The sequence below is a fragment of the Pseudomonas sp. SDO55104_S430 genome, from assembly GCF_054070595.1.
On sequence record NZ_JBSVXG010000189.1, the window covers coordinates 1 to 11,315 of the forward strand.

The 11,315-nt window shown below is 61.1% G+C and carries 9 protein-coding genes; 3 read left to right on the top strand and 6 right to left on the bottom strand.

All coding sequences use genetic code 11. The features are described from left to right. Nucleotides 1-60 precede the first annotated feature (60 nt). Nucleotides 61-1,734 (bottom strand): putative bifunctional diguanylate cyclase/phosphodiesterase, encoded by a 1,674-nt coding sequence (locus ACW9JE_RS23950; protein WP_224540767.1) that lies wholly within the window; start codon nucleotides 1,732-1,734, stop codon nucleotides 61-63. 265 nt (nucleotides 1,735-1,999) lie between these two features. On the opposite strand from ACW9JE_RS23950, the gene rep reads away from it, so the two are divergent. Both rep and ACW9JE_RS23960 read left to right on the top strand, forming a co-directional pair. After that, nucleotides 2,000-4,009, top strand: a complete 2,010-nt coding sequence (gene rep, locus ACW9JE_RS23955) for a DNA helicase Rep (protein WP_224540770.1) — start codon at nucleotides 2,000-2,002, stop codon at nucleotides 4,007-4,009. A 57-nt stretch (nucleotides 4,010-4,066) separates the two neighbouring features. Beyond that, nucleotides 4,067-4,639 carry a xanthine phosphoribosyltransferase gene (locus ACW9JE_RS23960; protein ID WP_110965510.1) on the top strand — a complete coding sequence of 191 codons (573 nt, stop codon included), beginning with the start codon at nucleotides 4,067-4,069 and terminating at the stop codon, nucleotides 4,637-4,639. 117 nt (nucleotides 4,640-4,756) lie between these two features. Here ACW9JE_RS23960 and ACW9JE_RS23965 read toward each other — a convergent pair whose 3' ends face one another. The 5 genes from ACW9JE_RS23965 to dadA form a co-directional block, all read right to left on the bottom strand. Beyond that, a complete protein-coding gene (locus ACW9JE_RS23965; protein ID WP_457434152.1) occupies nucleotides 4,757-6,679 on the bottom strand; it encodes an acetyl-CoA hydrolase/transferase C-terminal domain-containing protein in 1,923 nt (640 codons plus the stop codon). A gap of 136 nt (nucleotides 6,680-6,815) precedes the next feature. Next, entirely contained in the window at nucleotides 6,816-7,229 is a 414-nt protein-coding gene (locus ACW9JE_RS23970) for a c-type cytochrome (RefSeq protein WP_318011780.1), read from the bottom strand. 182 nt (nucleotides 7,230-7,411) lie between these two features. Continuing rightward, nucleotides 7,412-7,960, bottom strand: coding sequence for a cupin domain-containing protein (locus ACW9JE_RS23975; RefSeq protein ID WP_224540775.1), 549 nt, complete (start codon nucleotides 7,958-7,960; stop codon nucleotides 7,412-7,414). Nucleotides 7,961-8,088: 128 nt separating this feature from the next. Continuing rightward, nucleotides 8,089-9,162 carry an alanine racemase gene (gene alr, locus ACW9JE_RS23980; RefSeq protein WP_224540777.1) on the bottom strand — a complete coding sequence of 358 codons (1,074 nt, stop codon included), beginning with the start codon at nucleotides 9,160-9,162 and terminating at the stop codon, nucleotides 8,089-8,091. A 130-nt stretch (nucleotides 9,163-9,292) separates the two neighbouring features. Further along, entirely contained in the window at nucleotides 9,293-10,597 is a 1,305-nt protein-coding gene (dadA, locus tag ACW9JE_RS23985; protein WP_457434153.1) for a D-amino acid dehydrogenase, read from the bottom strand. Nucleotides 10,598-10,754: 157 nt separating this feature from the next. On the opposite strand from dadA, the gene ACW9JE_RS23990 reads away from it, so the two are divergent. After that, nucleotides 10,755-11,243: an Lrp/AsnC ligand binding domain-containing protein gene (locus tag ACW9JE_RS23990; RefSeq protein ID WP_077044780.1), complete on the top strand. Its 489-nt coding sequence runs from the start codon at nucleotides 10,755-10,757 to the stop codon at nucleotides 11,241-11,243. Nucleotides 11,244-11,315 lie beyond the last annotated feature (72 nt).

Genomic DNA, 11,315 nt, shown 5'->3' on the forward strand with positions numbered 1-11,315 from the left:
TATGTCGACTGACACACCGCCTTCGCGGGCAAGCCTCGCTCCTACAAGAGGTATTTGTGGTTAGACCACGACTTCCAACACCGGCTGCTGATTGCTGCCAAACGTCAGGTATTCCACCAGATCCGCCAGCGCCAGCGGCTTGCTGATCAGATACCCCTGCACCTGATCGCACTCGAACCCGCGCAACAACTCCATCTGCTCCGGCGTTTCCACACCTTCGGCCACCACTTCGAGGTTGAGGTTGTGCGCCAGGTTGATCATGGCGTGGACCAGTTTGCGGTTCTCCTCACGCTGCTCCATGCCGCCGACAAAGCTCTTGTCGATCTTCAGCAGCGTGATCGGCAGGCTGTTGAGGTGCACGAACGACGAGAACCCGGTGCCGAAATCGTCGAGGGAGAAGCGCACGCCCAGGCGTCCGAGGGCGTCCATGGTCTGCTTGACCAGATCGCTGCGGCGCATGACCGCGGTCTCCGTCAGTTCGAATTCCAGCCATTGCGCCTCGACGCCGCGCTCGGCAATCAGCCGGCTCAAGGTCGACAACAGCTGGCTGTCCTGGAATTGACGGAACGACAGATTGATCGCCATGTGCAACGGCGGCAGACCCAGTTCCAGTAGCGCCTGCATGTCGCGCAGGGCTCGGGAAATTACCCAGTAACCCAGCGGCACGATCAGGCCGCTCTGCTCGGCCAATGGCACGAACTCGCTCGGCGGCAACAGACCGCGCTCGGCATGGCGCCAGCGCACCAGGGCTTCGAGGCCGACGATCTGACCGTCTTCGAGGTTCAGGCGTGGCTGGTAATGCAATTCCAGCTCATCGCGGCGCAATGCCCGGCGCAGCTCGGTTTCGAGATCAGCGATGCTGCGGGCATTGCGGTTGATGCGTTCGTTGAAGATATGAAAGGTGCAGCCCTGGGTGCTCTTGGCCTGCTGCATGGCAATGTGGGCGTGCCACATCAGCGGGTCAGCGCCGCCCTGGGCCCGGGCGTGGGCGATGCCCAGGCTGGAGCCGATCAACAGGCTTTCGCCGTCGACCCAGTAAGGTTCAGCCAGCGCTTCGGTGATGCGTTCGGCCATCCACTCCGCGCGCTGCGGGGCGCGGCGGGTGTCGATGAGCAAGGCGAATTCATCGCTGCCCAGACGCGCCAGCTGGTCGCCGACTTCGAGCTGGCTTTTGAGCCGCGCAACCACCTGCAGGATCAGCCGGTCGCCGGCCTGATGGCCGAGGGCGTCGTTGGCGTAACGGAAGTTGTCGAGATCGAGGTGCCCCAGCGCCAGGCCGCGGCCATCGTTTTCTGCCAGTCGCGCAGTTAGCAGGGTCTGGAAGCCCTGGCGATTGGCGATGCCGGTCAGCGGGTCCTGTTCGGCCAGGCGTTGCAGAGTGGTTTCCAGCACGCCGCGCTCGCGCACATGACGCAGGCAGCGACGCAGCATGCCAGGGTCGAGATGGTCACGGACCAGCCAGTCGCTTACACCGTCGGGCGGGGTCAGGGGTTCGTGGTCTAGCAGCAGCACCGTTGGCAGACGGCAACGGCCCGGCGCCGGCTGGAGGGCCGGGATCGTCAATAACACTGCGCTGCGGTCGTCATCGAACAGACTGCTGACAGACTCCCAACTCGGTGCGCTGATGAGCACGGCCGAGCTCCCCATTGGAGCCAGACACTCGCGCAACAACGCTGCCCACGCTGGCTCTTCGGCCAATAGCAGCAAACGCAAGGGTTCGACAGGCGTAGACAAGCTAGCTCCCTAGACTCTGCAAAGATGTAGGCGACAGGCATTATGCCGATCTGACAAGCAATGACCAAATGACATCACTTATCGAACGTGCCCTTTGTATCCGGAATTACGAACATTAGCTGTTAATTCTTTGCGCATCCTGCGTGAAAGTAACAAAACCGGCAAATATGAATCGCGAGTCGCGTCACAAGTCGGAGAGAGCAGCACAATTCTCTGAGCCTGTTAAAATGCCGGCCCATTTCGTGACCGACCCCTGAATTTAGCTATGTCCCGACTCAATCCCCGGCAGCAAGAGGCCGTGAACTACGTCGGCGGCCCTCTTTTGGTGCTCGCCGGTGCCGGCTCCGGCAAGACCAGCGTGATCACCCGCAAGATCGCGCACCTGATCCAGAACTGCGGCATCCGCGCCCAGTACATCGTCGCCATGACCTTTACCAATAAGGCCGCGCGCGAGATGAAGGAACGGGTCGGGACCCTGCTGCGCGCCGGCGAAGGCCGGGGCCTGACAGTTTGTACCTTCCACAACCTGGGCCTGAACATCATCCGCAAGGAGCATGAACGGCTGGGCTACAAACCCGGTTTCTCGATTTTCGACGAGACCGACGTCAAGTCCCTGATGACCGACATCATGCAGAAGGAATACTCGGGCGACGACGGCGTCGACGAGATCAAGAACATGATCGGCGCCTGGAAGAACGACCTGATCCTGCCGGCCCAGGCCCTGGAAAACGCGCGTAATCCCAAGGAACAGACCGCCGCCATCGTCTACACCCACTACCAACGCACGCTCAAGGCGTTCAATGCGGTGGACTTCGACGACCTGATCCTGCTGCCTGTGAAGCTGTTCGAAGATCACGCCGACATTCTGGAGAAGTGGCAGAACAAGGTGCGCTACCTGCTGGTGGACGAATACCAGGACACCAACGCCAGCCAGTACCTGCTGGTGAAGATGCTCATCGGTTCACGCAACCAGTTCACCGTGGTGGGCGACGACGACCAGTCGATCTACGCCTGGCGCGGCGCGCGGCCGGAAAACCTGATGCTGCTCAAGGAAGACTATCCGTCCTTGAAAGTGGTGATGCTCGAGCAGAACTATCGCTCCACCAGCCGCATCCTGCGCTGCGCGAACGTGCTGATCTCCAACAACCCCCACGAATTCGAAAAGCAGCTGTGGAGTGAAATGGGCCACGGCGACGAGATCCGCGTGATCCGCTGCCGCAACGAAGACGCCGAAGCCGAGCGCGTGGCCATGGAAATCCTCAGCCTGCACTTGCGCACCGACCGGCCTTACAGTGATTTCGCGATCCTCTATCGCGGCAACTACCAGGCCAAGCTGATCGAGCTGAAACTGCAGCATCACCAGGTGCCTTATCGCCTGTCCGGCGGCAACAGCTTCTTCGGCCGCCAGGAAGTGAAGGACCTGATGGCCTACTTCCGCCTGATCGTGAACCCGGACGACGACAACGCCTTCCTGCGGGTGATCAACGTGCCGCGCCGGGAAATCGGCTCGACCACCCTGGAAAAGCTCGGCAACTACGCCACTGAACGCAAGATCTCGATGTACGCCGCCACCGACGAGATGGGCCTGGGCGAGCATCTGGACAGCCGTTTCACCGATCGCCTGTCGCGCTTCAAGCGCTTCATGGATCGGGTGCGCGAGCAATGTGCCGGCGAGGACCCGATCTCGGCCCTGCGCAGCATGGTCATGGACATCGACTACGAGAACTGGCTGCGCACCAACAGCTCCAGCGACAAGGCCGCGGACTACCGGATGAGCAACGTCTGGTTTTTGATCGAAGCCTTGAAGAACACCCTGGAAAAAGACGAAGACGGCGAGATGACCGTCGAAGACGCCATCGGCAAGCTGGTTCTGCGCGACATGCTTGAGCGCCAGCAGGAAGAGGAAGACGGTGCCGAAGGCGTGCAGATGATGACCTTGCACGCGTCCAAGGGCCTGGAATTCCCCTACGTGTTCATCATGGGCATGGAGGAGGAAATCCTCCCGCACCGTTCCAGCATCGAAGCCGACACCATCGAAGAGGAACGCCGCCTGGCCTACGTGGGCATCACCCGCGCTCGCCAGACCCTGGCGTTCACCTTTGCCGCCAAGCGCAAGCAGTACGGCGAGATCATCGATTGCGCGCCGAGCCGCTTCCTCGATGAGCTGCCGCCGGACGATCTGGCCTGGGAAGGCAACGACGACACCCCGACCGAGGTCAAAGCCGTTCGCGGCAATAGCGCATTGGCAGATATACGCGCGATGTTAAAGCGCTAGAATTGACCACTTTTACATTGACCTTCGGCGCCAACGGCGCCAATTGAGGACAGCTTCATGGAAGCCCTGCACAAAAAAATCCGCGAAGAAGGCATCGTGCTTTCCGACCAGGTCCTGAAAGTCGACGCCTTTCTGAACCACCAGATCGACCCGGCCCTGATGAAGCAGATCGGCGACGAATTCGCCGCGCTGTTCAAGGATTCGGGCATCACCAAGATCGTCACCATCGAAGCCTCGGGCATCGCCCCGGCGATCATGACCGGCCTGAACCTGGGCGTGCCGGTGATTTTCGCCCGCAAACACCAGTCCCTGACTCTGACCGAAAACCTGCTGTCGGCGACCGTGTACTCGTTCACCAAGCAGACCGAAAGCACCGTGGCGATCTCCCCGCGCCACCTGACCAGCAGCGACCGCGTGCTGATCATCGATGACTTTTTGGCCAACGGTAAGGCGTCCCAGGCGCTGATCTCGATCATCAAGCAGGCCGGCGCTACGGTGGCGGGCCTGGGGATCGTGATCGAGAAGTCGTTCCAGGGTGGGCGTGCGGAGCTGGATTCGCAGGGTTATCGCGTTGAGTCGCTGGCTCGGGTGAAGTCGTTGGCTGGTGGTGTAGTCACTTTTATCGAGTGACCTTTAAACCTGTGGGAGCGGGCTTGCCCGCGATGGCGGCTTAACATTCAACATTGATGTTGGCTGTTCTATCGCCATCGCGGGCAAGCCCGCTCCCACAGGGTTTTAAGTTGTCTGTTATTGCGAGGTAGCCTTCAGGCCTGTGAGCAGCAGTCGCTGAAACAGATCCTCTTTCAGCCCATCTGGCTTGCTCAGTTGCATCCTCTCCAGGTGCTCCGGAAAAGCATCCGGCGCAGGCGCATCCAGCGCCGCCTTGCCCAACTCCAGCACCTCGCTGAGCTTGAACTTGCTCTTCAACCAGTTCAGCGCCCGCAACAGATCCCGCTCCACCTCGGTGAAATCACAGCCCAGCGGATACTCCGGAAACAGATGCCCATGCCGCGCCTGAATCTCCTGCAAACGCTGCGGATGGTTGTCGGTGAATCGTGGATCGAGGCGGAAATCCTTCGGCAGTTTCCCGACCTTCTGCGCCTGCTCCATCAACCCCTGCTGAAACCGTGAGTCGCTGATGTTGAGCAGCGCCTCGATTACCGCCGCATCGGTCTTGCCGCGCAGATCGGCGATGCCGTATTCGGTGACCACGATGTCGCGCAGATGCCGCGGAATCGTGCAGTGGCCGTACTCCCAGACGATGTTGGAGCTGACCACCCCACCCGACTCGCGCCAACTGCGCAGCAGCAACACCGAGCGCGCCCCGTCCAGCGCGTGCCCCTGCACCACGAAGTTGTATTGCCCGCCGACGCCACTGAGCACGCGCCCGTCTTCCAGCTGATCCGCCACACCGGCGCCGAGCAGGGTCATGGTGAAGGCGGTGTTGATGAACCGCGCATCGAGGCGCTGCAAGCGCTTGAGCTCTTCCTGGCCGTACAGCTCGTTGATGTAGCTGATGCGGGTCATGTTGAATTCGAGCCGCTTGCTTTGCGGCAACTCGCGCAACCGCTCGTAGAAACTGCGCGGGCCGAGGAAGAAGCCGCCATGCACCGAGATGCCGTCGGTCTGCGCCGCTTCATCCAGGGTGCCGGCATTCGCCTGCTGCTGCGTCGATACATCCGGGTAGACCTTACGCCGCACGATGCCGGCATCGGCCAGCACCAGCAGGCCGTTGACGAACATTTCGCTGCAACCGTAGAGGCCCCGGGCGAAAGGTTCGAGGCCGCCTTCGCGCTCGATCAGCTGCGCCCACGGGCTCAGGTTCACTTCCGTCAGCAACGCCTTGTAGTCATCGTTATCGGCCTGGCGCGCCAACAATGCCGCCGTCAGCGCATCGCCCATGGAACCGATGCCGATCTGCAGTGTGCCGCCGTCGCGCACCAGCGTACTGGCGTGCAGGCCGATGAAGTGGTCCTGGAAACCCACCGGCATGTTCGGCGTGGAGAACAGCGTGGTGCTGTCCTTCTCGTCGATCAGCAGGTCGAAAGTGTCGATGCCTACCTCGGCATCGCCGGGCATATAGGACAAATCGTCGTGCACCTGGCCGAGCATCAGGATCGTCTCCCCGGCGGCGCGACGCTTGGCGATCATCGGCAACAGGTCGAGGGTGATGTCGGGGTTGCAACTCAGGCTCAGGCGATCGGGATGATCGGCGTCGCTGGCAACCATCTGCGCCACCAGGTTCAGTCCGGCGGCATTGATGTCCCGCGCGGCGTGGCTGTAGTTGCTGCTGACGTAATCCTGCTGGGCCGGCGCGCTGTTGAGCAGACTGCCGGGCTGGAGGAAGAATTGCTGGATGTGGATATTGCCCGGCAAGCTGTCGCGCTGAAGATCGGCAAGGAATGCGAGTTCCGGATAATCACCGAAGACCCGTTCAAGGAAAGGCTCGATAAAGCGCTTCTGCAAGCCATCGCCCAATGCCGGGCGGCCCAGACACAGGGCGGTATAGATCGTCAGTTGTCGCTGCGGCATCTGCGCGACCCGCCGATACAACGCGTTGACGAAAGGGTTGGGCTTGCCCAGGCCCAGGGGCAGACCCATGTGGATATGCGCCGGCAAGCGCGCCAACACCTCATCGACCGCCTGCTCGATAGAACATAGCTGCACCATCGGAAACTCCCTAGCATTCCATGACGTGGGGTTGGACCGAGCTTGCCGGGTCTTTGCTGCAATGAACAGGCTCGGGGCAACTTGCAGACACAAAAAAGCCGCTCGTAAGCGGCTTTTCTGGTGCGAAGCGGCAGGCTTATTTCAGGCCGGACATCTTCTGGATGGCGCCCTTTAGCTCATCATCGGAGCAATCGGCGCAGGTGCCTTTAGGCGGCATCGCGTTGATACCGGTAATGGCTTTGGCCAGGATGCCGTCGAGACCGCCCTGGTGATCGGCACGTTCTTTCCAGGCTGCGGCATCACCAATTTTCGGAGCACCCAGCAGGCCGGTACCGTGGCAAGCGTTGCAGTGCTTGGCAATCACTTCGTCCGGCGTCTTCGCAGCACCGCCACTTGCGGCAGCCGCCACTTCCATCCCCTTGCATTCCTTGCCCTGAACACACACCTGGCCGACTGGCTCGAGGCGTTTGGCAATATCGTCATTCGTCGCAGCTTGAGCGCTGACAGCCCAGAGGGCCAGTACGGTTGCTGGTGCAGCCAGCATTTTCATAATTAGGTTCACGCGTTCACCCTCAATGGTGGCTAGTCACGCCTACGGCCACGGTTCGCAGGCGGGCGCAAGTATAGCGGTTAGCCCGCGACACTGAAACAACCCCAAAGTCGAAGGGGTCTTGTTGCGCAACGGTTAAACGACTCGGGTGCCTCGGCCGTACTGGCAGGGCGCCTCTTTGCTTAAAAATTCGCGGGTGTAGCTGCGCTGATTAGTCGCGCCGGCGCATCGAACGGATTACGGAAACGATGCGGCTTGGTACTTTCAAAGTAGTAGCTATCGCCAGCTTCGAGCACAAAAGTTTCAAGCCCGACGACCAACTCAAGCCGACCTTCCACCAAAATGCCGGTTTCCTCGCCTTCGTGGGTGAGCATCTCTTCACCGGTGTCGGCGCCTGGCGGGTAGATTTCATTGAGGAAGGCGATAGCGCGGCTCGGGTGAGCGCGGCCGACCAGTTTCATGGTCACGGCGCCATCGGAAATGTCGATCAGCTCGTTGGCCTTGTAGACGACCTGGGTCGGTGTTTCCTGGAGGATTTCTTCGGAAAAGAACTCGACCATGGACATGGGAATCCCGCCCAGCACTTTGCGCAGCGAACTGATCGAGGGGCTGACGCTGTTCTTCTCGATCATCGAGATGGTGCTGTTGGTCACGCCCGCGCGTTTGGCGAGCTCACGCTGGGAAAGCCCTTTGAGCTTTCGGATCGATTGCAGTCGTTCACCGACGTCCAAAGCTTGCGCCTCCAGGAGTCAAGGTTGTTGAAATATTGATCGATATCATGGCGACAGCGTTCAGTATTTACAACACCTCGACCTGAATCCCGTTCGGCCCGGCGACTTCCGGCGGGTGCGGTCCGGCGTCAGCTCCCGGAATAGAGCATTGGCACACGGCGCAGATTGCAGAAGATCTGGTAGGGAATGGTGCCGGCCGCGATTGCGACGTCACTGGCGAGGATGTTTTTGCCCCACAACTCCACGGTGGAGCCCAGCCCGGCCTGCGGAATATCGGTCAGGTCGACGCACAGCATGTCCATCGATACCCGGCCGATCAACTGGCTGCGCTGCCCGGCCACCAGCACCGGCGTGCCGGTCGGAGCCAGACGCGGATAACCGTCGGCATACCCCATGGCCACCACACCGACGCGCATCGGCTTGGGCGTAACGAAGCGGGCGCCGTAGCCAATCGGCTCGCCGGCCGGCAGCTCACGCACGCTGATCACTTTCGATTCCAGGGTCATCACCGGTTGCAGGCGCGAAGCCACGGCGTTGGCCTCTTCGAACGGGGTCGCGCCGTAGAGCATGATGCCCGGACGCACCCAGTCGCTCGGGATCTGCGGCCAACCCAGCACCGCCGGCGAGTTGCGCAGGCTGACTTCGGCCGACAGGCCCTGACGCGCCGCTTCGAATACCGCGACCTGCTCGGTGCTGGCCTCGCTGTTCAATTCGTCGGCACGGGCGAAGTGGCTCATCAACACGATCTTCGCCACGTTGCCGCTGGCCAGCAGACGCTGATAGGCCGTCTGATAATCCTTCGGATGCAGGCCTACACGATGCATGCCCGAATCGAGCTTGAGCCAGACCACAATCGGTTTGCTCAGCGCGGCCTTCTCGATCGCCTCGAGCTGCCACAATGAATGCACCACGCACCAGAAATCATGCTCGACGATCAGCGACAGCTCATCGGCTTCGAAGAAACCTTCCAGCAGCAACACCCGTGCGCGAATACCGGCAGCCCGCAGCTCCAAGGCCTCTTCGATGCAGGCCACGGCAAAACCGTCGGCTTCGGCCTCAAGTGCCTGGGCGCAACGCACCGCGCCATGACCATAGGCATCGGCTTTGATCACCGCGAGGGCGCGGGCCCCCGTGACTTCACGGGCGATCCGGTAGTTGTGACGCAGGGCTTGAAGGTCGATCAGGGCACGGGCAGGACGCATGGCGGCAGACTTCTGGTCGGTCGTTGGGAAGAAAAACCGGCGCTGGCTGAGGGCGTGTAAACCGCCAGTAGCGCCGGGAGAGGGATTTTGCAGGCCGGTTCAAGCAAGCGCTATCACCAACAGCACCTGATCACTGGTGAGCAGGCGCCGGGCTTACGTGTTTCGACGATTCCTGTTGCTTGCTGCCATAACGGGAAATATCCAGGCCTTCGGCGCTGATCTGCGGCTTTTTCTTCGCCATCAGATCCGCCAGCAGGCGACCCGAACCACAGGCCATGGTCCAGCCGAGAGTGCCGTGACCGGTGTTCAGGAACAGGTTCTTGAACGCGGTGCCGCCGACAATCGGGGTGCCATCCGGAGTGGTCGGACGCAGGCCGGTCCAGAAGCTGGCTTCGGCCAGGTTGCCGCCCTGTGGATACAGATCGTTGACGATCATCTCCAGGGTTTCGCGGCGACGCGGGTTCAGCGACAGGTCGAAACCGGCGATTTCCGCCATGCCGCCAACACGGATGCGGTTGTCGAAACGGGTGATCGCGACCTTGTAGGTTTCGTCCAGAATGGTCGAAGTCGGGGCCATCGCCGGGTTGGTGATCGGCACGGTCATGGAGTAACCCTTGAGCGGATACACCGGTGCCTTGATGCCCAGCGGCTTGAGCAGTTGCGGCGAGTAGCTGCCCAGCGCCAGCACGTAGCGGTCGGCGGTTTCCAGCTTGCCATCGATCCACACACCGTTGATGCGGTCGCCGGCGAAATCCAGACGCTGGATGTCCTGACCGAAACGGAATTCCACGCCCAGATCCGCAGCCATTTGCGCGAGCTTGGTGGTGAACATCTGGCAGTCGCCGGTCTGGTCGTTCGGCAGACGCAGGGCACCGGAGAGGATATCGGTGACGCTGGCCAGGGCCGGTTCGACGCGGGCAATGCCTTCGCGGTCGAGCAGTTCGAACGGCACGCCGGACTCTTTCAGCACGGCGATGTCTTTTGCGGCGCCATCCAGTTGAGCCTGGGTGCGGAACAGCTGGGTGGTACCCAGGCTGCGGCCTTCGTATTCGATGCCGGTTTCCGCGCGCAGTTCGTCGAGGCAGTCACGGCTGTACTCGGACAGACGAACCATGCGCTCCTTGTTCACCGCATAACGGCTGGCGGTGCAGTTGCGCAGCATCTGGGCCATCCACAGGTACTGGTCGATGTCGCCAGTGGCCTTGATCGCCAGCGGTGCGTGACGCTGCAGCAGCCACTTGATGGCCTTGAGCGGCACGCCTGGCGCGGCCCACGGCGAGGCATAACCTGGCGACACCTGGCCGGCGTTGGCGAAACTGGTCTCCATGGCAGCAGCCGGCTGCCGGTCGACCACCACCACTTCAAACCCGGCACGGGCCAGATAATAAGCACTGGTGGTGCCGATGACGCCGCTACCCAAGACCATAACGCGCATTTTCATATCCCTCATCGCGGCTGACCGCTGACGTGTGAAGTACAGAGCTCTAGATGTGCGCAGTGTAAGAAAGATTGCCCAGTGATTTTCACTATATAAGCGCCTATATTTGGCGACAATTCTCGGCAAAAACCCTTTTTACGGAGGCGCATCCCCTATGCGTACCAACACTCAGACCAAGCGGGAGCTGGACAAGATCGACCGCGCCATCCTGCGGATCCTGCAAGCGGACGGGCGCATTTCCTTCACCGAGCTTGGGGAAAAGGTCGGGCTGTCGACCACGCCCTGCACCGAGCGGGTCCGGCGCCTGGAGCGCGAAGGGATCATCATGGGCTACAACGCGCGGCTCAATCCGCAGCACCTCAAGGGCAGCCTGTTGGTGTTCGTGGAGATCAGCCTGGATTACAAGTCCGGCGATACCTTCGAGGAGTTCCGGCGTGCGGTGCTCAAATTGCCCCATGTGCTGGAGTGCCATCTGGTGTCGGGGGATTTCGACTACCTGGTGAAGGCGCGGATTTCGGAGATGGCTTCGTATCGCAAGCTGCTGGGGGATATCTTGCTCAAGCTGCCGCATGTGCGCGAATCCAAGAGCTATATCGTGATGGAAGAGGTGAAGGAGAGTTTGAGTCTGCCGATTCCGGATTGAGGTTTTTTGGGGGCTGTGCCGACCCCATCGCGAGCAGGCTCGCTCCCACAATGGATCTGTGTACACAGCCCC

Coding starts and splice junctions, on each gene's coding strand:
- rep (WP_224540770.1), top strand. CDS start 2,000: ATGTCCCGACTCAATCCCCGGCAGCAAGAGGCCGTGAACTACGTCGGC.
- ACW9JE_RS23960 (WP_110965510.1), top strand. CDS start 4,067: ATGGAAGCCCTGCACAAAAAAATCCGCGAAGAAGGCATCGTGCTTTCC.
- ACW9JE_RS23965 (WP_457434152.1), bottom strand. CDS start 6,679: ATGGTGCAGCTATGTTCTATCGAGCAGGCGGTCGATGAGGTGTTGGCG.
- ACW9JE_RS23970 (WP_318011780.1), bottom strand. CDS start 7,229: ATGAAAATGCTGGCTGCACCAGCAACCGTACTGGCCCTCTGGGCTGTC.
- alr (WP_224540777.1), bottom strand. CDS start 9,162: ATGCGTCCTGCCCGTGCCCTGATCGACCTTCAAGCCCTGCGTCACAAC.
- dadA (WP_457434153.1), bottom strand. CDS start 10,597: ATGCGCGTTATGGTCTTGGGTAGCGGCGTCATCGGCACCACCAGTGCT.
- ACW9JE_RS23990 (WP_077044780.1), top strand. CDS start 10,755: ATGCGTACCAACACTCAGACCAAGCGGGAGCTGGACAAGATCGACCGC.